18 protein-coding genes are annotated in these 20,025 nt (G+C 37.5%); 6 read left to right on the top strand and 12 right to left on the bottom strand.

All coding sequences use genetic code 11. The features are described 5' to 3' along the window. Positions 1–96: 96 nt before the first annotated feature. Together rbfA and VB733_RS03185 are read right to left on the bottom strand one after the other, a co-directional pair. On the bottom strand, positions 97–486 hold the full coding sequence (gene rbfA / locus VB733_RS03190; RefSeq protein WP_323338656.1) for a 30S ribosome-binding factor RbfA: 390 nt from the start codon (positions 484–486) through the stop codon (positions 97–99). A gap of 173 nt (positions 487–659) precedes the next feature. Then, positions 660–866 carry a DUF751 family protein gene (locus VB733_RS03185; RefSeq protein ID WP_323338655.1) on the bottom strand — a complete coding sequence of 69 codons (207 nt, stop codon included), beginning with the start codon at positions 864–866 and terminating at the stop codon, positions 660–662. 493 nt (positions 867–1,359) lie between these two features. Between VB733_RS03185 and VB733_RS03180 the strand changes: the two genes are divergently transcribed. Both VB733_RS03180 and VB733_RS03175 read left to right on the top strand, forming a co-directional pair. After that, positions 1,360–2,301, top strand: coding sequence for a DNA adenine methylase (locus VB733_RS03180; RefSeq protein WP_323338654.1), 942 nt, complete (start codon positions 1,360–1,362; stop codon positions 2,299–2,301). A 20-nt stretch (positions 2,302–2,321) separates the two neighbouring features. Next, positions 2,322–3,251: a type II restriction endonuclease gene (locus VB733_RS03175; protein ID WP_323338653.1), complete on the top strand. Its 930-nt coding sequence runs from the start codon at positions 2,322–2,324 to the stop codon at positions 3,249–3,251. 408 nt (positions 3,252–3,659) lie between these two features. On the opposite strand, the gene VB733_RS03170 is transcribed toward VB733_RS03175, so the two are convergent. After that, positions 3,660–4,886, bottom strand: a complete 1,227-nt coding sequence (locus VB733_RS03170; protein ID WP_323338652.1) for a HetZ-related protein — start codon at positions 4,884–4,886, stop codon at positions 3,660–3,662. Between the two features lie 36 nt (positions 4,887–4,922). Here VB733_RS03170 and VB733_RS03165 point away from each other — a divergent pair, with 36 nt between their 5' ends. Then, positions 4,923–5,120 (top strand): hypothetical protein, encoded by a 198-nt coding sequence (locus VB733_RS03165; RefSeq protein WP_323338651.1) that lies wholly within the window; start codon positions 4,923–4,925, stop codon positions 5,118–5,120. 19 nt (positions 5,121–5,139) lie between these two features. Here the strand turns inward: VB733_RS03165 and VB733_RS03160 are convergent, their stop codons facing one another. Beyond that, positions 5,140–5,292 (bottom strand): hypothetical protein, encoded by a 153-nt coding sequence (locus tag VB733_RS03160; protein WP_323338650.1) that lies wholly within the window; start codon positions 5,290–5,292, stop codon positions 5,140–5,142. Between the two features lie 30 nt (positions 5,293–5,322). Continuing rightward, a complete protein-coding gene (locus tag VB733_RS03155) occupies positions 5,323–5,970 on the bottom strand; it encodes an L-threonylcarbamoyladenylate synthase (RefSeq protein WP_096612129.1) in 648 nt (215 codons plus the stop codon). 150 nt (positions 5,971–6,120) lie between these two features. Between VB733_RS03155 and larC the strand changes: the two genes are divergently transcribed. Further along, positions 6,121–7,506 (top strand): nickel pincer cofactor biosynthesis protein LarC, encoded by a 1,386-nt coding sequence (gene larC, locus VB733_RS03150; protein WP_323338649.1) that lies wholly within the window; start codon positions 6,121–6,123, stop codon positions 7,504–7,506. A 66-nt stretch (positions 7,507–7,572) separates the two neighbouring features. On the opposite strand, the gene VB733_RS03145 is transcribed toward larC, so the two are convergent. The 6 genes from VB733_RS03145 to ppsA all read right to left on the bottom strand — a co-directional run bounded on the left by VB733_RS03145 (position 7,573) and on the right by ppsA (position 17,422). Beyond that, positions 7,573–8,124 (bottom strand): hypothetical protein, encoded by a 552-nt coding sequence (locus VB733_RS03145; RefSeq protein ID WP_323338648.1) that lies wholly within the window; start codon positions 8,122–8,124, stop codon positions 7,573–7,575. 510 nt (positions 8,125–8,634) lie between these two features. After that, positions 8,635–9,843 (bottom strand): ATP-binding protein, encoded by a 1,209-nt coding sequence (locus VB733_RS03140; RefSeq protein WP_323338647.1) that lies wholly within the window; start codon positions 9,841–9,843, stop codon positions 8,635–8,637. 122 nt (positions 9,844–9,965) lie between these two features. After that, a complete protein-coding gene (locus VB733_RS03135) occupies positions 9,966–10,412 on the bottom strand; it encodes a response regulator (protein WP_096612121.1) in 447 nt (148 codons plus the stop codon). Beyond that, positions 10,357–12,714: an ATP-binding protein gene (locus VB733_RS03130; protein ID WP_323338646.1), complete on the bottom strand. Its 2,358-nt coding sequence runs from the start codon at positions 12,712–12,714 to the stop codon at positions 10,357–10,359. Before VB733_RS03130 ends, VB733_RS03135 begins: the two co-directional genes overlap by 56 nt. A gap of 550 nt (positions 12,715–13,264) precedes the next feature. Further along, complete coding sequence (locus VB733_RS03125; protein WP_323338645.1) at positions 13,265–14,812, bottom strand: dolichyl-phosphate-mannose--protein mannosyltransferase; 1,548 nt, start codon at positions 14,810–14,812, stop codon at positions 13,265–13,267. A gap of 138 nt (positions 14,813–14,950) precedes the next feature. Then, positions 14,951–17,422 (bottom strand): phosphoenolpyruvate synthase, encoded by a 2,472-nt coding sequence (ppsA, locus tag VB733_RS03120; protein WP_323338644.1) that lies wholly within the window; start codon positions 17,420–17,422, stop codon positions 14,951–14,953. Positions 17,423–18,127: 705 nt separating this feature from the next. Between ppsA and VB733_RS03115 the strand changes: the two genes are divergently transcribed. Then, positions 18,128–19,150 carry a Clp protease N-terminal domain-containing protein gene (locus VB733_RS03115; protein WP_323338643.1) on the top strand — a complete coding sequence of 341 codons (1,023 nt, stop codon included), beginning with the start codon at positions 18,128–18,130 and terminating at the stop codon, positions 19,148–19,150. A gap of 86 nt (positions 19,151–19,236) precedes the next feature. On the opposite strand, the gene VB733_RS03110 is transcribed toward VB733_RS03115, so the two are convergent. After that, complete coding sequence (locus VB733_RS03110) at positions 19,237–19,563, bottom strand: hypothetical protein (RefSeq protein ID WP_323338642.1); 327 nt, start codon at positions 19,561–19,563, stop codon at positions 19,237–19,239. Between the two features lie 199 nt (positions 19,564–19,762). Here VB733_RS03110 and VB733_RS03105 point away from each other — a divergent pair, with 199 nt between their 5' ends. Then, positions 19,763–19,984 carry a hypothetical protein gene (locus VB733_RS03105; protein ID WP_323338641.1) on the top strand — a complete coding sequence of 74 codons (222 nt, stop codon included), beginning with the start codon at positions 19,763–19,765 and terminating at the stop codon, positions 19,982–19,984. The last annotated feature ends 41 nt before the right edge of the window (positions 19,985–20,025 follow it).

Genomic DNA, 20,025 nt, shown 5'->3' with positions numbered 1-20,025 from the left:
GATTTCGGGACTGTTTGAAAACAAGTATTAAAATTTACTGAAAGCGATCGCAGGGTGATAACTATTGCCCTCAAGCCACCATTAGCCAACTACAAATCAATCATCTTGTGAATTTTCCGCCAATTCATCATCGTCGCGAATGTGCAGTTGATTTAAAAGCGATAATACTTTTGTACCGCGTTCAATTGAACGGTCTTCAATAAATATTACTTCCGGGGTACGACGCAATCGAACCCTCGCCCCCAACTCGCTGCGGACATAACCAGTAGCTGATTTCAAACCAGCCATTGTTTCAGCTTTAGCTTCATCCGTACCGTAAATTGATACGTAAATCTTGGCGTGCTGCAAATCGCCGGACACATCAACATCTGTGACGCTAACCATTCCAGCGCCAACGCGATCATCTTTAATATCACTCAGCAACATTTGGCTGACTTCGCGTCTAATTAGTTCAGCAACGCGGGAAACACGACGATTAGTAGCCATAAAGATTAAGCCTCCTGAAGAGAGGTTATGTTACAAAAAACTTTGCTAGTGAAAGTGAGTAGTATGAGACAAAATTGTAGTTTTTGTTCTAGCTCGCACTCAATTCAATAACAATATTGTATTGTGATTGTATTCTGAGTTAGAATGCTTTGCCGTAAATTTACCTGCATCCACTAGACAGCACTCAAGCCCAACATTGCACGTAAAGTAAATGTGACAAAAATAAAACCGCTAATTAGTAGACTAATAATAGCGACTAGAGTCGTTGGACGTTTAAGCAAGGGTGCTAGCGGTGCAAAGGTACTTAACAACACACCCAAAAGAGTTGTAATAAAGTAGCGAGGGTAGCGAAAAACGTTGTCCCAAAATCCGTCAAACATTTGAATCTAAATAGCCCTGTAATATGGTATGTGTTTATCTTGATGTAATTCTTACACCTAATTGTAATCTACATAGCCCAGAAAATCATAGAGCATTCCCAAATCATTTATGAAAGTTATAATCTTGTCTATTTACCTAATTGGCTAATTGGCTGTTTACTTTCAGAGACTTGAGAAATAAGTATTTTTTCAAACGTTCAGACGGCAAAAGCAAGCAGTAATAATCTGAGAATAAACATTAAGTTACATTATTTATTTTTACTATAGACCCACAATAACAGAAGAGAAAAATGTAAATTTAAGTGATGTGACTAGCGACTAAAAGAGATAGCATACCAATAATTTTGTATTTTTTGAATAATTGGTATAAGATACAACAGTTTTTACCAATTTTCTGTAAAGCATGTCTTCAGTAGTACATATAAACTATAATAGAGATAGAACAATCAAGGTAGTAAGACAAAACAAATCACTACTACCGAAGGAACGAAACGTGTTGCTGTCATCATTATCAACATCCTCATTACCCAAGCCAAAGCCATTCCTGAAATGGGCTGGGGGAAAGGGTAAGCTTATTGAACAAATGAGCCATTACTTCCCACAAGGTTTAATTGATGGCTCAATAAAGAGATATGTAGAACCGTTTATAGGAGGGGGTGCAGTTTTTTTCTACTTAGCTTCAAATTATGAGGATATCAAGGAATTTTATTTATTTGATATTAATCCAGAATTGATACTAGCATACCAAACTATCCAACAAAACGTAGAAGAGTTAATAGAAGAATTATCTAGTCTTCAAACTGAATATTTTTCTCTTTCTTCACAAGAGCAGACACAATATTTCTATAAAATTAGAACTAACTTTAATTCGCAAAAACAAGAGATAGATTTTCATAACTATTCTCCCAGTTGGATACAAAGAACTGCACAAATTATTTTTTTAAATCGTACTTGTTATAATGGATTGTTCAGAGTAAATTCTAAAGGTTACTTTAATGTACCAGTAGGTAGATATAAAAACCCAAAAATTTGCAATAAAGAAAATTTGTTTTCTGTTTCGGAAGTATTAAAAAAAGCTGTTATTAAGTTAGGAGATTTTGAACTGAGCAAACAATTTTCAGATTCATCTACATTTACTTATTTTGATCCTCCTTATAGACCTATTAGTAAAACTTCTAATTTTACTTCTTACTCAGAAAATAATTTCAGTGATACTGAGCAGTTGAAGTTAAGCCGTCTATTTAAACAGCTTGATGCTATTGGGGTAAAATTGATGCTAAGTAATTCAGACCCCAAAAATCAAGACCAAAATGATAACTTTTTTGATGATATTTATAGTGAATATAAAATTGAAAGAATCAAAGCTGCTCGCTCTATAAATAGTAACTCATCTAAACGAGGAGAAATCAAAGAACTTCTAATCATGAATTATTAATAAAATTTTAATAACTTAAAATGAAGTTTAACCCGATTTTCAAGAATTTAATTCATTGTTCTAATTCTGAGGAAGTTTTTTCTTACTTTAAAAATACCCTGACTGATTCAATCACACCCTGGACTTATTATGTCAACTGGCAAAAAGTTATTGCTAATTTCCGAAAGATTGAAATTAGCTTAAATATATTAAATACTTTAATTGGCAAAAATAATCTTGAACAAGAACTGAAATATTTGCTGAACAATTATCCAGAAATATTTAGTGTAATTCCTATTTTAATTGCTTGTAGAACTTCTAATTTTCAAATTCTGACAAATTATTTGAATGGAAATTTTCAGTACAAAAATTATAATTTTTCCAAACAAATTAAGTCTTTAAGTCTACAAGAAATTGATGAGGCAGTTGAGTTTATGAAAGAAACAGGGGTGTTAGATTTATTTTCTAATAGAACTATTAAAAGTATACCTGACTATGTTTTAGGTATTGAAGTAGGATTAGATACAAATGGACGTAAGAATCGTGGTGGGAGCAGTATGGAGATGATTACAGAGCAAATCGTCTCTAATATATGTACTCAGAATAATTTTTTCTATCTCAAGCAAGCGACTGCTGAGAAGATAATTAGCAATTGGGGCATATTCGTTAAAGTTGATAAGTCAAGCAGAATATTTGATTTTGCGATTAATAATCAAGGAATGCTTTATCTTATCGAAGTAAATTTTTATGGAGGTGGTGGATCAAAACTTAAATCAACCGCAGGAGAATACAGAAACCTTTTTGATTTTATATCAGCACAAAACCATAAACTTATTTGGGTTACAGATGGTTTAGGTTGGAAAACTACGTTAAAGCCTTTGGAAGAAACGTTTAATTATATTGACTACACTTTTAATTTAAATATGGTTAATTCAGGATTATTAGCAGAAGTAATTAAACAGCAAATTTGAAAATATTTCACAAAATCTTAGTCTATTATTTGCGAATAAACATCTTATTCTCAAAGGATTGAATTTCTCTTTATTTGAAATTAACTTCAATTAAATTGAATTGCGATCGCGTGGTTATTCACTTTTTGATTTACTTTTACTAGCAGACTTAAAATATTCCATAATTCACCCGAATTGAATTGGCTTTATTTGTGCGGTCTCTCCCACTTCTCACTTCCCAAAAATAGATAAATTCACTTGCGTAAAGTATCTAAGTGGGAAGATGAGTAAGGCAATAATGGGAGCCATAATTTAGCATTTGAGTTAAATAAAATGACGGGTGAAATCGTCGATAATAGGGATTTATGTTACTTGTATCAGCCGGAAATAGACATTATGCCTAATTTCAAGAGGACATATAATTTCAGCTTAACTGATTTGTGCTTCCGCATGACCGTTGCGAATTGACCATGCCATTTCTAATAGTTGAGTCCAACGTTTTTGGAGTTGTTTGGGAGTACATTTTACTGTTTTGGCAATAATTTGGTCGCTTTGTTGTGCTGATTTGAGTTGCAAAATTTGGCGTTCCTGTTCATTCAGTTGGTTAACAAAACTTTCCCACTGCTGAGAAGATAATCCTAATTTTTGCTCTAAACCTGCACCTAACCATTGATGTACTAATTGCCAATTGTGGGTACGGGCAAACTTTTCTACATGGTATTTAAACCGTTGTTGGAGGTAGTCACGTTGACGGCTAGTTAAGCCCAGGATTTGGTCAATTTCAGGTGCAGGCAAATCTTGAAGTTTGAGGGTGAGGTAGTTGACACAATCTTGCTGTCCTTGCGCTTCCAGATATTGAATCAATTCGCAAATGACCCGATCGCGTTCTGAATCTTCAGCCACATCAAAGTTTGTTTGTGCCACCATTTGCGATCGCAGTTGTTGGACTGTGGAATTGCGTTGGTATGCTTCTGCATCCTCTCCACGAGATGATTCCAGCGCTGCTTCAAAATCAACGGTGGTTTCTTGAGGTTGACGACGGCTGTAGCTTTGAGCACGTAAAATGATTAATTGTTGGTTGCAACCACCAGGCAAATTAATGCGACGTTTTGCGTATTGTTCTGTAAATGCCATGTATTCTGCTAATTGCAGTTGTGTACGTGGCGAATAATCTTCAGCTAATTCAGTCTCGCGACGAAAAGCTTTAATAGCTTCAATATAAAATGCTTGGAGAAAATCTTCAATCAGATTATAGCGTCCCTCAAAACCCAACTGAGTATTGGGAGTTGAGATATGACGGTATACCATAGCACCTAAGCCACTGTGAAGCTCAATCCGTCCTCGGCGTGAACCAAGTTGGTAGTAACGAAGACATTTTTGAATTCGGTGGCGAGCCAATGTCAGCAACCAAGAATTGATTTCTCCCGACGTTTGGATACGAGAACTTTTATCGCAAATGCGTTCGACTTCTTTGGCAATACGTTCAACAACGGCTTTAACACAGCTAGGGGAAGCTTTAACTTGTGCCTGCAATTCCTGGTAAAGCAAATTAGCTAAAGCATTGTCGTTTGTATTGGCAGTGTTAATTTCGGTTAACTGGGCAGTGGTAGGGATTCTGTTGGTAGCAGCAGAGATATTGGCGAAATTTGCTTTCATGATTTTTGTTCCTGGGAGATAGCACCGTAACTAATAGTGCAAGCGTACTGGGGGGAAGCATCGGAGAATCTGGGTGCGTTCCTCGCGATTGCCTCAAGCACCGCTCACATTTATGACTGTAGAGAATCTAAAAAAGTTACGGGTATCTCTCTGTGTCGCTTTTTCGACACGCACCACATGATGACTGGCACAATGATGACAGTTTCCACCTCCAATTGGCTCAAAGGTTTATAAATAAAGCCTTCAGACAGTTTTAATCAGTGGCTATTTGCAGCCACACGAGTATGACACTTTTAAAAGTGGTGCGATCGCCTTTTTTGCTTTTGTAGCCAAAAAAACAATCTACATAGGCATTTTGGAGATTAGATTTAAAATTGGGGATTTGGGATTTTATTGTGACAGTCAAATCTCAAACTTCAAATCTTCAGTTGCAAATCTAAAACTTCAAATCTCCAATACCTTGACGTACAACAACAGCCTCGTCTCCTGTTAAGTCGAGGATGGTGGATACTTCGTTATTTGGTTCCTCGCCAGTATCGACGATAATATCGACCAAATCATCCAAGCGATCGAATAATTCCGCCTGGGTAATTCCTGTTTCATATTCCGTATCAACTTCGCCATCATCGTCTTCATCGGGTGGCAAATGTGCTGAAGTTGAGATAATCGGATTTCCTAAGGCTTCTAACAATGCCAAACAGGGTTTATGGTTGGGCACTCTAATTCCGGTAGTTTTACGTTTGGGACTTTGCACCAGTTTGGGAACTAATTTGGTTGCAGGTAGCAAAAATGTGTAAGGTCCAGGAATGAGACGTTTCATCGTTCGGTAAGCATTATCGCTAACATAGGCATACGTTGCTATATCCGAAAGCGAAGAACATAAAAAGGTCAGTGGTTTGTCGTTTGCTAACTGCTTAATTTTTCGCACTCGTTCAATCGCCGATTTGGCATTAAGGTCGCAACCGATCGCATAAACTGTATCGGTAGGGTAAAGCATCACTGCACCGCGACGCAGTTCTGTCTGTATTTCTTCTATTCTGCGAGTTTGAGGATTTTCAGGATGGATTGAAAATATTTTTGCCATAAATTTTTAAAAGTGGTTCAGGGCTATTAATGGTTAATCGTTAATCATTAAGGGTGAATGCTTGGCATACGAACTGCTAACCACTAACTACTAACCACTAACCACCAACCACTAACAATTAACCATTAACCACTACCTCTTTACAAATCCATGAGTAAAATCCTTTATTTTCAATGCCCTACGGGTATTTCTGGCGATATGTGTTTGGGTGCTTTAGTCAATCTAGGTGTCCCTATCGAATATTTAACGGAAAAACTCAATGCTTTAGGAATTGAGAATGAATATTATTTAAGAACAGAGTTGGTGCATCGCAATGGACAAGAGGCGATGAAGTTGCATGTGGATTTGATTGAACACCACCACCATGATGATAAGCATAAACATAAACATCATCACGAAAATCACCACAAACACCATCATGGAAGACATTTGCCAGAAATTGTAGCCATGATTTTAGAGGCGAAGTTGCCAGAAAAGGCAGAAAAATGGAGTTTGGCTGTATTTCGACAATTAGCGGCAGCTGAGGGTGCAGTTCACGGAATCGCCCCAGAAAAGGTACATTTTCATGAAGTGGGGGCGGTAGATGCGATAGTCGATATTGTGGGCACCTGTTTGTGTTTGGATTGGTTGGATATTAGCAGTAATGAATTTGGTTTGCCGTTGCTATATTGTTCAGCATTGCCAACAGGTGGGGGAACAGTAAAAGCTGCCCATGGTTTAATGGCTGTTCCGGTTCCGGCTGTATTAAAGCTGTGGGAAATGCGCGGTTGCCCTGTTTATAGTAATGGGATTGATAAGGAATTGGTGACACCAACTGGTGCCGCGATCGCAACTACCCTGGTGCAGGAATTTGGTTCTCCTCCAGCTATGGTAATTAAACAAATTGGACTTGGTGCAGGCAATTTAAATTTAACTTTGCCAAATATTTTACAGGCTTGGTTGGGTTTGGTTCCAGACTCAAATCAAGTTGAGGAGACAAGTATAAATAAGTTCACAAATAAATCTACAAATAACTTCAATTCCCCACAAACTAGTCCTTATCTAGAACAAGTTTTAGTTCTCGAAACTCAAATTGATGATTTAAATCCTCAAGCAATTGGTTACTTGTATGAGGCATTATTTGAGGCTGGCGCATTGGATGTATTTACACAGGCGATCGGCATGAAGAAATGTCGTCCAGGAATTTTACTCACAGTTATTTGTCAAATAGAAAATTGCGATCGCCTTCAGGAAATTATATTTCGTGAAACCACAACTTTAGGAATACGTACGTCCATCCAGGAACGAATTACTCTCAAACGCGAGATTCAATCGATAGAAACTGAATTTGGTACGGTGCGCGTGAAAATTGCTTGGCAAGGGGAAGATATTAACAAGAAAATAATTAATATTCAACCTGAATATGAAGATTGTGCCGCATTAGCCAGAAAAAATCAGATTCCGTGGCGACAAATTCAACAACATGTCCTGCAAGTATGGCATCAAAAAAATCATAATTACACAGAAAGACCCTTTGAAAATATCCACTTAAATTAAAGGGAAAGGGTCAGTTATCGTTAAATTTTAGTCAGCGTTTCTCAAAGTCTACTGGCTAGGGGCATCTTATCTATCCACTTGATTGCCAACAGTGCGATCGCTGACTTTACTAGCATAATCAGGGGCAGATTGAGCGTTATTCTTGATATTTTGTAAACCTTGCTTGGTACTGTCAGCAAAACTTTCGGTTTCGGCTCCGAGTTTATCCTTGATAGAATCAGTCTGACTCTGAATATTTTTGCCTAATTTGTCGCTATCATTGGCAACACGACGAACATTCTCGACTAGATTGCCCGACTGTTTTTGAGCATTCTTTTCGGCTTGCTGTTTGAGTGCTTTGGCTTCGGCATTAGCTCTAGCTTCTGCCTTGTGAGAACGAGCGTCTAAATCGCTAAAATTATTCATCCCACCTTCATATTTGTTAAGAGTATTTTTGTCTCTACTCAGAGCATTTCCTTCTTTAGAGGTGTAATATTCGGAGTTATTGAGAGGATTTGGTTTTGCTGCTGCGGCTACGGCATTAGCAGCTTGTGAGAATACCAAACATAAGCTCAGAAATGCTACAGCGATGAATTTCAAAGGACGAATATTTTTTACAAAAGCAACTAGTCGATTCATTTTCTTATTCCTCTGGATTTTTTTCTAATTTAAATTCAGGTAGTTGTTGTCTGATTCTTGTTTTGCGATCGCTCAACTCGAAGCAGTTCCAAATTGCTGCTCAAAATTGCTGATTTAATCTTGATTTGGGCTGCAAAGATTGCGGAACAATTACCCATAATAAAGAGACTAAACTGGTATTTTCCTCTAGCCAAAGTCACATTAATTTGAGTGGTAAAAAATTATTATTATCTAACTGAAGATGGATATATAAAAATCTGATATATTTATGCTTAAAAGACACTATACTAATAAAAATTGATATCTCACTTTCGTAATGCCATCTCCACAAAATGTGGCAACAGATAAATCTTCATGTCTCTTCATCTCCGTATCCCCGTGTCATCATCTGTTACTTTCTTTTGGAGAATTGCTATAAGTCTCAACTAATTCAGAAATTCACAAAAAACAAATTCCTGGCTGCTGGGAAAAGTCAGGAATCTCAGTCACTAAATTTAAATCCAGGCTAATCTATTCCAAAATCAACGGTAAACTAACTGTGAAAGTCGTACCAATATCTAATTCACTCCAAACGGATATTTCACCACGGTGGGCTTCAACACATTTTTTCACTATCGCTAAACCTAAACCTGTACCGGGAATTTTCCCAACATTATTGGCACGATGAAAAGGTTGAAAAATATATGGTAAATCTTCTTCTTCAATCCCAATACCTGAATCTTGAATTTGGAAAATAACGCGATTTTCTTGATTAATTAAATCAAAGAGAATAGTGCTATTTTCTGGTGAATATTTAATCGCATTATTCAGTAAATTACATAAAATATGTCGGAGTAAAACCTCATCCCATAAGGCAACTGTACAGAAATCTCCAGAAGTTGTAAAGATGAGGTTTTTTTTACTTTCATTAGCTGCAAGTTGGGCTTCCTCAGCCACTTGAGAGCAAAATTTCTCTAAATCAAGTTCAATCAAATCATAGGCAAGTCTACCAGTATCCGCTTGTCCGATAAACGACACTTCATCTAATAGCTGCGACATACTTTTAACGGCAGAACGTATTAATTGAAAATGCGATGTTTTCTTCTCTTGGGATAATTTATGGTCATTATTTTGTAGCAATCCCGCAGCCAGTAAAATCGTATTCAAGGGATTGCGAATATCGTGCGATAACATCGAGACAAATTCTGATTTAAACTGATTTATTTCCTGCGCTTTGACTAACTCCGCAGTTCGCTCTTCAACACGAATTTCCAAATTCTGATTAACTGCGCGAAGATTTTCTAAAGCCTGCTTCCTTTCTATAGCATATCGCAGCGATCGCAATAGCACTTTATCGCTTACCTGTCGTTTGATGAGGTAATCCTGCGCTCCTTGTCTGACTGCTTCCACAGCTAATTCATCATCATTCGTATTAGTTAAAACTACGATTGGTAAACTGGGTGCAAGAGCAATTAAAGGCGAAAGTGAAGCTAAACCATCGCTATCTGGTAAGGTCAAATCAAGTAAAATTGCATCATAGGGACATAATTTGTCATTTGTCACTTGATATTGGCTTAACTCTTTTAAACCATCTTGTAAACGTTTTACATGTATTAAAGTAAACGCAGTAGATTGCGATCGCGTATCGGCTTCTGTGGAGTTTCGCGTCAGTAACTCTTGTAAAAACCTAGCTTCCGCCAAGTTGTCTTCAATTAACAAGATTTTGACTGCGCTAACCATAAATATACAGATATACTTCTGAGGGCTAAGTTTTGAGTAATGAGTGCTGAATTTGGGGAAATATTAAGTCATCAATCTGTTTCTTGATTATTTCTTTCTTCCTTGACTCAGCACTTTGTACACTACTCTACAGGTAAAGTAACTATTGATAACCAAAAGTCTTCGATTCCTTTGACTATTTGAAACAGTTCGCTCAGGTTTCGAGATTTCGTGATGTAGCAGTTGACGTGCAAATCGTAGCTATGAAAAATATCTTCTTCATTCCTTGATGTTGTCAATACCACCACCGGTATACGTCTGAGGTTAGGGTCAGCTTTTATCTCTGCTAGCACTTCGCGACCATCTTTTTTTGGTAGATTTAAATCTAGCAAAATTAAATCGGGACGAAGTGCATTTTCATACTCCCCTTCTTGACGTAAGTAAGACATGGCATCCATCCCATCCCGAACTGTTATGACTTGATGAGGAAACGAACTATGTTTTAATGCTTCTTGAATCAGACGAATATCAGCTTTATTGTCCTCTACCAAAAAGATTATTTTGTGTTTTACGTCCGTTTCTGCGTTCACGATCGCGTCCTCCAACTGGAAGTGTAAAGTAGAAGGTAGCACCTTCACCGACTTGGGATTCAACCCAGATACGTCCCCGATGACATTCGATGATTTTTTTGCAGATTGCTAAACCCATTCCCGTACCTTGGTATTCATCGCGGGTATGTAAGCGTTGGAAAATCACAAAGATGCGATCGCTAAATTTGGGATCGATACCAATCCCGTTATCGGCAACTGAGAATAACCATTCATCTTCCAGTCGCGTTGCGGCAATATGAATTTTTGGTGGTTGGTGACTACGAAATTTAATCGCGTTACCAATCAGATTTAGAAACAGTTGCATTAATTGCGTACTGTCTGCCATTAATGTGGGTAATTCGTCGTGGGTAATTGTTGCTTTTGTTTCTCCAATGCGCTGACGTAAATTTGTTAATGCGCGTTCTAATGGGGTGTTGGCATCTATTAGTTGAAATTCGGCTGCCTGCATATCAACTTTAGAATATGCTAAGACATCATCAATGAGCGTTTGCATCAAACTTACACCTTCAACGGCATAATTAATAAACTCACTCGCATCTTCATCAAGTGCCTGACTGTAACGCATTTCTAACAATTGCACATAGTTGGCAACCTGATTTAATGGTTCTTGTAAGTCATGGGAGGCGACGTAGGCAAACTTTTTTAATTCTGCGTTAGAAAGTTCTAAATCATGGGCTAATTGTGCGAGTTCATCGGCTTGTCGCAGCACAATATTTACAATTGCTTTGCGTAATTCTAAAGCTGCTTTGATTTCAACAGATTGCCAAGGTAAAGAAGTGAGACGAACTGTTTCTTTCCACAATTCAAATGATTTACGGGGGCGCAAACGTAAATTATTTAAATTACTTTGACTGGAATCATGTTTGCCATCATAGCTTAATTCAAATGCATTATTAGGATCACCACCCCAATTCACTGTTTGAATTACTTCTTGACGGAACCATAATACATAATTCCGTTTAGAAATGGGAATTGCTAATAAACCACTGGCAATATTTTTGTATTTTTCGGCATCTGAATACAGACTTGGCAGGCAATTGGTATAAAATACCTCTTCATCAACATTATTTTTTAGCCATTGCACTAAAAAATTCAAGTCTTCTTCTTTGGGTGTTTCCCCAATTAATGTGTAATTTCCTCCAAAAAAAACTGCTGCTCCTTGTGCGTTTGCCAAGTCGAGTAAATTGGGTTGATTTTTAACTAAACCATCAATAAAGTTCTCTTCCTGTGACATATATTCAACTAATCTTGATTGAATATGATTCAATTGCATTCGATAGTCAAAATCTTCATTTTCTTCACGGGCACTAATTTCTGAAAATATGACTCTACCTAAAAATTCACAGGCTTTTCGTAATTCGTAGGAAATATATTTTGGTGTTTGATGGTGACAAGCGATTAATCCCCAAAGTTTACCTTCCTTGATGAGTGAAATTGTTAGCGAAGCACCCACACCCATATTATGTAAATATTCAATATGACAGGGTGAAGGACTTCTGAGAATAGAGTTAGTGAGATTTGCTGGGGAATTACTGACAGGATTTTCTGCGGGAATGATTTCTACTGCTTCGGCATGGATATTCGGAATTAAGCGAATCCAGTTTGCAGCAAATAATTTTCGGGCTGGTTTGGGAATATCTGATTCGGGATAATGTAAACCTAAATATGGTTCTAAATTAGCGAGTTTTTCTTCAGCGACGACAGAACCATGTCCATCATGATCAAATTTGTAGAGCATCACGCGATCGAATCCGGTGATTTTTCTGACTTCTTGGACAATGATTTTACAAAATTCTCGCAGATTTGTAGTTGATTCTAGTTGATTAATTGAAGTTCGTGCTAAATGATAAAAGCTCAAAAATGCAATATTTTCCTGAGATATTGCTGGTTCTAGTTCGAGAACTAAAAAGCCTTCGGAATTATGATGAAAAACAGCATCAAAGACTGCATAATCATCACCTTTTTTTCGCACCCAAATTTTAGTTGGGTTGATGTAATCTAAGCTTTCAGAATTTAGCCCTAATCTAATTTGTTCGAGTTGAAAGCTATCAATGACATCATCGAGTGTCCCTTGAAGTAATGTTTCCGCACTGACACCAAACTGGCTATATACATTACTACTAACTTGCAGTATTTTTAATTCTGGTTCTTGTAAAACAAACAGAACACCATGGGGCTGAATCTGGCTAAAACTATGAATTGGTGATTCTTTGAGTTGGATGACCTGTGTATTTTCGTTTATATTTTCTAATGGTAATTCACGATGTAATTCACTAACCATTACTATCCCCTTAATTTTTTAGGATTTTCAATCATCAAAATGTCAGAAGTAAAAAGTCAGAAATATCAAAAAGTAAGACTGTATTGACGCAGAAAATATAAAGAACACAAGTGTGACGAGTCATAAAATAATTAACTTGGTTTTTGTCTTTATTTTTACTGTCGTTTGTTTAATATTCTCTTCAAATAAGAATAATCAATAAATATAAAAATTTAATCAACAACTTGAAGAGAAAACATCAAAATCTGACTTGAGAACTAAAAAAAATGACCTAGCGTTCAGAATGCACTAGTCAGAACCATAAAGATAAAGGCTAGTGAGATTTTTCTTACCTACACTTTTACTTTGCGCTTTAAAGTCTAACAGTCTGTTCCAACAATCGCAGATAAGAAATGTGAAAAAAACATTAAGCCACTGTGTTAGTTATTAAGTAATATTTTGTTATTTATCAATATTTGAACTTTAATCATTAAAATATTAAGTATATTGACTTCTGGCAATTGCAATCCAGTTTCAAACCAAGCGATCGCGATTTTTGATATAAAAACATTTAAATCCAGGAATTAAACCACATTCGCAAAGGTCTATAAGTTTCATTTGTTAGGGGTAAACCTAAATATATTGGCAACCACCAAATTAAACCACCAATAATCAGAAAAGTGGCGGAAACTCCGGTAGCACGGAATGACAACCGATAACTATGCAAACATTGGTCAACAACCCAAGCGATCGCCATAAAAGCAAATACGACTCCAGTCATGTAATGATAAATAAATAGGCAGCGTGTGACTTTAATCCACGGTAATAAGTTCGCTACATAATTGAGGATTAAATAAATTGCAATCCAGGTTTCTGGGTTAATTTTAGCGGGGAAAACAAACCGCTTTCTATTAATACTCGGAATAATAAAAGTTGAGACCAATATTCCTAATAAAATTACTAGGGCAACAACACCCAACCACCATAAAAATGGGTTTCCCATGGCATGAACATCATAAATTACTTTTCCCGCACCTGGTGGCAGTGGAGGTCCCATAACTGGTAATGGTTCTTGAAAAGTTTGGGCTGTTTGGTAATAATATGCCATTGGTCTCATCATCAAGGGCCATTTGTACCAAGCTGCACAATAGGGGTGGACGCTAACATTATTTCCACCCATGCGTTCGTGAAATCCAAAAATTTGTTTGTGGACTTCGATGAAGTTATATTTTGTGTCGAGTATGAGGTGAGGAATCCAAATAATGCTGTAGATAATTATGGGGATAATTGCCAGAAAGACAATTATTTGGAAGATATTTATTTGAGTGAGATTTTCGAGAGGTGAAGGTTTGTTGTCATTTTCTCCCTCATGTCTTTGTTTATTTTTCCACATGAAAATTAATTGTTGCCGAGTCAAAGGTGTATCAGCAACAAGAACTTCGTTGGGGAATGACGAGTTTGTTTCGGGAACGGCAAATTGAGAATTTTGTAATATCCGAATTAACCAAGCGACAACCCACAGCCCATATGCACCTGCAAGGTAAAATACACCATTCCATTTAGTGCCAACTGAAGCACCAAAACTGACTCCTGCTAATGCTAAACACAAATTACGTTGTTGTTTGTGATTGAGGGCGAGAAGTAACAGGAAGTGAGCGAGCAAACCAAAGATGACTATGTATTGGTTAATGAGGGCATACCGAGCTTCAACAATGAAAATACCATCACAAGCAGCAAACAACCCAGCAATTAGAGCAAGAGTACGACGGTGACTGAGTTGATAAGCAATTCCGGCAATGAGTAGGGGAATAAACGCGCCAGAAAAAGCATTAATCCAACGGTAAGCGAGGGGCGACATCAGAGTGCCCGTCAACCCATTTACCGTATCGTCCCACCAAGGTACATGTTTACCAATCCAAATTCCCACAGCAATAATTAATTTACCAAGTGGTGGATGACCATCAAAAAACGGTACACCAGTGAGATAATTGTTACCAAACTTCGCATAATATACCTCATCGAAGACAAGAGTATTAAACCTCTCCAGTCCCCAAAAACGTAAAGCGAGTGCTAGTAAAAACACACTCACCAAGCCGATTTGAAACCACTTTTTTGTCATTAGTAAATTAGTTATGGGTTAATGGTTAGTGGTTAGTAGTTAATAGTTAGGAATATAGGCGAATTAATGATTCTTCTTTGCTTGCCCACCCCAGCAGTCCCGATTAACTATTAACTATTACCTATTTACCTATTACCATTAACCATTTTCATTTTCCACTGTAGCGATCGCCAGTATTGTTTTCAATACGGAATCGGGATTCAAGCTAATCGAATCAATACCTTCTTCGACTAAAAATTGGGCAAATTCGGGATAATCGCTGGGGGCTTGTCCGCAAATACCAATTTTGCGATTTTTCTGCTTCGCTGCTTGAATTGCCATTTTCACCATCCGCTTGACACCCTGACTGCGCTCGTCAAATAATTTTGCCACTAAAGTTGAGTCTCTATCAATCCCCAATGTTAATTGTGTCAAGTCGTTGGAACCAATCGAGAAACCATCAAAAATGTCGGCGAATTCCTCCGCCATAATCACATTGTTGGGTAATTCGCACATTACATACACCTGCAAGCCCCGCTCACCCTGCTGTAATCCATTTTTTGCCATTTCTGCCAAAACTAAACGTCCTTCTTCAGGTGTGCGACAGAAGGGAATCATGGGGATGACGTTAACTAAACCCATTTGCTCGCGCACTCGTTTGATGGCTTCACATTCGAGGGCGAAAGCTTGGCGATAGCCTTCATCGTAATATCTTGCTGCCCCTCGCCAACCTAACATGGGGTTTTCTTCATGGGGTTCAAATTGTCTGCCACCCAATAAATTTGCGTATTCGTTACTCTTGAAATCCGACATGCGGACAATTACAGGTTTGGGATAAAAGGCGGCGGCGATTCTCGCAATTCCTTGGGACAGTTGCTCAATGAAATATTGGGGTTTATCGGCGTACATTGCTGTCATCTCGGCAATTCTCGCTTTGGCGACTTCATCCTCTAATTCATGAAAGCGTAACAAAGCCATGGGATGGGTTTGAATTTGATTGGCAATGATAAATTCTGTGCGGGCTAATCCGACACCATCATTGGGAATTGCTGCTAATTTAAATGCTTCCTGGGGATTACCAACATTCATCAAGATTTGGGTATGGGTGCGGGGTAAATTGTCTAGGGGTACTTCTGTGACGGCAAACGGTAATATCCCTTGATAAACCTGTCCTTCCTCACCTTCAGCACAGGAAACTGTCACATCTTGACCATTTTCTAGGATTTCCGTGGCATTTCCACAGCCAACAATTGCAGGAACACCCAATTCCCGCGCAATGATAGCTGCATGACAAGTTCTACCCCCAGAATTAGTGACAATGGCGCTAGCTTTCTTCATTATCGGTTCCCAATCGGGGTCTGTGCGATCGGTGACTAGCACTTCACCGGGCTGAAATTCGCTAATTTTCTCGGCATCGACGATAATTCTTACTTTTCCTTGACTGATAGCTTCTCCAACTGCGCGCCCTTTAATTAGGGTAGTGCGAGAGAGGGGGAGACGTGGAGCATCAGATTTGCTGGCTATTTCTACAAACTCATAAGTCCGCAATATATTGCCGACTTTCTGCGACTGTACAGTTTCGGGACGTGCTTGCACAATAAAAAGCTCATTTGTAATCCCATCTTTTGCCCATTCAATATCCATTGGGGTAAAAGTTCCGTTTTCATGGGAGTAATGATCTTCAATTAAACATGCCCAATTTGCTAATTGTAAAATTTCCTCATCACTCAGAGCAAACTTATGGCGATCGCTCATTTCTACTGCTACATTTTTAGTGGTAATAGCACCTGCTTCGTAAACCATTTTTAAGGCTTTACTACCCAATTTCCGATCAATAATTGCTCGAAATCCCGTTTTTAATGTCGGTTTAAATACGTAATACTCATCGGGATTTACTGTACCTTGAACGACATTCTCCCCCAATCCATAGGCAGCATTAATTAAGACGACATTTGGGAATCCACTTTCAGTTTCAATCGAGAACATAACTCCCGATGTCGCTAAATCGGAACGTACCATTTTTTGAATTCCCACAGTCAAGGCTATATCAAAATGGTCAAAACCTTTAATTTCGCGGTAAGATATGGCGCGGTCTGTAAATAGGGAGGCAAAGCAGCGATGGGTTGCATTTAAAACCGCTTCAACTCCCGTAATATTCAGGTAAGTTTCTTGCTGTCCCGCAAAACTAGCATCCGGCAAATCTTCAGCAGTTGCCGAGGAACGCACAGCAACATCAGTATCCTGATTATACTGCTGGCAAAGTTGTTCGTAAGCATGGGCGATCGCATTTTCTAATTCTTGGGGAAAGGGAGTATTTATCACTAACTCTCTGGCTTGTTCTCCCCGTTTTTTTAAGTTATTCACATCTTCCACATTTAAATCGTAGAAGAGTTTACGGAGCTTCTCTTCCAGATTAGCTGATGCAATAAAAGAGCGATATGCAAAGGCTGTTGTTGCAAAACCCAAGGGGATATTTATACCCTGTGGTTTGAGTTTTTGTAACATTTCACCCAATGAGGCATTTTTACCTCCCACCAAATGTATATCTTTGATACCAACATCATCAAACCAGAGGATAAAAGATTGTTCTTGGGAGGATTGAGATAGAATATTTGGCGCGATCGTTACCATTTAGCACGTACCTCCTAAATATACACTCTGGTGAGAGGAATTTTATTCCTTATATGTCGTGTATATCACACAGAAACGGATTTTGCCCTACGTCTAATTCAGGATTTATCGCGGGATTTACAATTATTAATTTTTATCTAAATCTGCTGATGCTGCTAACTTCTCCTGAAAAGGATATTCTGAGCCTATGTATTCCCAATTTATCTGCGATCGCTAATATTCTTGACTGTTTCACAAATCTAATAGTCGTCTGACATTCTCCAAATTGATTATCGCCCATTTTGCATCTAAAGTTACTTTTTTTCACTTTATAAACGATTAATTATGATTTAATTGTTTTTATTAATTAATGTTAATTATTACATTCTCATTACAAAACAAAATATAACTAGGGGAAACCCTACAAGCCTGAATATACAAAACTTTGCCTTAGTATCAACTTGATTCCTCATCCGCATTTATTCGGTAATTTCGCCAGAGATGTAAATTCTACATTCATTAGTTTCTGCGTACATTTGCGGTTTCATCCCTTTTATTTACCTCAGGTTGACTATATCTAAAATCAGTACAAAATCTAGTATAAAAATTGACTATTAATCTTGACTTTTATCTTCATTAAATTTACAAAAGACCTACTTGCAAACAAAAGTCAAGTCATCAAATAGAAATCATTAATTAATTCACCACGTAAATTTAGGGAGGTTTATGTTCGATGATTTTAGCCAAGAAGCAAATCAAGCAATTCTTGTGGCGCAACAGGAAGCTCGCATTTTAAATCATCATTTTGTGGGAGTCGAAAACCTTCTTTTAGGATTAGTAGAAATTGAGGTCGGAATTGCCAGTAAAATATTAAAATCAATGGGCGTAGATGCTAGCAAAATTCGTCTAGAAGCGAATAAAATTATCGGTAGAGGTTCTGGAATAGTTGGTGAACAAATACCTTTTACGCCCTCTAGTAAAAGAATTTTGCTCAAAGCTCGTCAAGAAGCTTACCAATTGGCAGAAACAAAAATCAATACCAAGCATTTGTTGCTAGCTTTAATTAGAGATGCTGTTAATGAAAATAATATAACTTCTACCCACCCAAGTATATCAATCCGCATTTTACAGAATTTAGCAATTGATTTAGATAAACTTTACCAACAAATTATTGATTATAGACAAACTGTGAAAAGTCCTCATCAAGTCGATACAACACAGATGATTGTAGAAAAGATTAATAAAATGGAATTGGGAACCAAAGATAATCAAGTAAATTATTTAGATAAATACGCAGAAAATCATCTCTTAATCACTTCTCCCCTGCTGGAAGAAAAAGTTAAACATCTAGCAATGATGTTAACAGGAGCAAAACAACTAGTAGCTGAAATTGAAACTCATCTAAATCCGCTCCAATTCCTATCAGCCTCAGATGTACTTGCTGCAATCCATCAGTCACAAAATATATCCGAAAATAACCAAAATTTCAAAGATTTATTAATTAGATTACATGCATTAGTGGAAGCAGAAACAAAATTAACGGCTGAAGATATCAGCGAAGCTAGAAGTCAAATAGTTATTTTAGCCTTTGCCAGTAAAAAGATTGGCGAAGATAGTTGGCAGCGAAAAGCCAATACCGCCATCAAAATTTTAATTGGTACAGTTGTCCAACGTCCCCTAGAAAGTCATCAACTAGCGGAATATCGGATGGTATTACCTGCCATTTCTAAATTACTGACATTGAGATAAATTACTTGGAGCCTAACCCCAGCCCTCACTCTCGCGTCTACCCGCAGGCAGGGAAGGGGCTAGAAACTATATTTTAATCCCTTTGATTACCAAATGCGATCGCCATTTTCGTCAACTCGTGCTTGTCGAATCACATCCGATATCTCTTCGGCATCCTTGACGTGATGTAGGGTTTTTGTCTCCCCATCAGGGTATTCTGCCACAAAATAAGTCGGTACTTTGATCCAATCACCTGTAATATCAGGAACATCAACAGCTACTTGTTGGGCTTTTTCTTCAATTGATTGTGCTTCTTCGGCAATTCTATCGCCTGGGTTAGCTGTAAGATTTTGTTCTTTGACATTCGGTTCGTCAGGTGTAGGGTGCTTATTATCTACTGGTTGTTCAATAGGTTTTTGAGGTTCAGTATTCATAAAGTTATGGAAACATTTTCTAGAGTTCATTCCCTCCAATTTAAAAAAATTAACTATAACTTTTCTCCTTCATCGGAGAGAGTTTGACTCTTGACTAAAGTGTTATTTTTATTGATGATACTTCTGCTGATGGATAGTAACCAAGCTCTATCTCCATATTTAGATTTATATCAATTTCACCTAAATCACTACGATAAATATGTTGATTAAAGTGTTTATTAAAGACTTGATTCTCTGCTTAAAAATGTCTACTGATAAAAATGTGAATCGCCAGCCTTCAAAATGCTATTTAAATCCTGTGTGCGGTTGCATGAATCCGGGAAAAGAAATTGCATGTGAAAGCTGTGAATATTTAGAATCTTGTTTATCTCGCTGTGATAATTCTCGTCGTGCTGACATCAAAAATGGTAAGCATATCTAATGCCATTCTTTGATTTTGAATAGTTTATTAATAGTTTCTTA

The sequence above is a fragment of the Calothrix sp. UHCC 0171 genome, assembly GCF_034931845.1.
Taxonomy (GTDB): domain Bacteria; phylum Cyanobacteriota; class Cyanobacteriia; order Cyanobacteriales; family Nostocaceae; genus Brunnivagina.
Note: the sequence above shows the minus strand (reverse complement) of the source record. Positions and strands in the feature narration are given on the sequence as shown.

Bases quoted from the DNA above. Each gene is read 5' to 3' on its own strand.
- rbfA (WP_323338656.1), bottom strand. From the start codon at position 486: ATGGCTACTAATCGTCGTGTTTCCCGCGTTGCTGAACTAATTAGACGC.
- VB733_RS03185 (WP_323338655.1), bottom strand. From the start codon at position 866: ATGTTTGACGGATTTTGGGACAACGTTTTTCGCTACCCTCGCTACTTT.
- VB733_RS03175 (WP_323338653.1), top strand. From the start codon at position 2,322: ATGAAGTTTAACCCGATTTTCAAGAATTTAATTCATTGTTCTAATTCT.
- VB733_RS03170 (WP_323338652.1), bottom strand. From the start codon at position 4,886: ATGAAAGCAAATTTCGCCAATATCTCTGCTGCTACCAACAGAATCCCT.
- VB733_RS03155 (WP_096612129.1), bottom strand. From the start codon at position 5,970: ATGGCAAAAATATTTTCAATCCATCCTGAAAATCCTCAAACTCGCAGA.
- larC (WP_323338649.1), top strand. From the start codon at position 6,121: ATGAGTAAAATCCTTTATTTTCAATGCCCTACGGGTATTTCTGGCGAT.
- VB733_RS03145 (WP_323338648.1), bottom strand. From the start codon at position 8,124: ATGAATCGACTAGTTGCTTTTGTAAAAAATATTCGTCCTTTGAAATTC.
- VB733_RS03140 (WP_323338647.1), bottom strand. From the start codon at position 9,843: ATGGTTAGCGCAGTCAAAATCTTGTTAATTGAAGACAACTTGGCGGAA.
- VB733_RS03130 (WP_323338646.1), bottom strand. From the start codon at position 12,714: ATGGTTAGTGAATTACATCGTGAATTACCATTAGAAAATATAAACGAA.
- VB733_RS03125 (WP_323338645.1), bottom strand. From the start codon at position 14,812: ATGACAAAAAAGTGGTTTCAAATCGGCTTGGTGAGTGTGTTTTTACTA.
- ppsA (WP_323338644.1), bottom strand. From the start codon at position 17,422: ATGGTAACGATCGCGCCAAATATTCTATCTCAATCCTCCCAAGAACAA.
- VB733_RS03115 (WP_323338643.1), top strand. From the start codon at position 18,128: ATGTTCGATGATTTTAGCCAAGAAGCAAATCAAGCAATTCTTGTGGCG.
- VB733_RS03110 (WP_323338642.1), bottom strand. From the start codon at position 19,563: ATGAATACTGAACCTCAAAAACCTATTGAACAACCAGTAGATAATAAG.
- VB733_RS03105 (WP_323338641.1), top strand. From the start codon at position 19,763: ATGTTGATTAAAGTGTTTATTAAAGACTTGATTCTCTGCTTAAAAATG.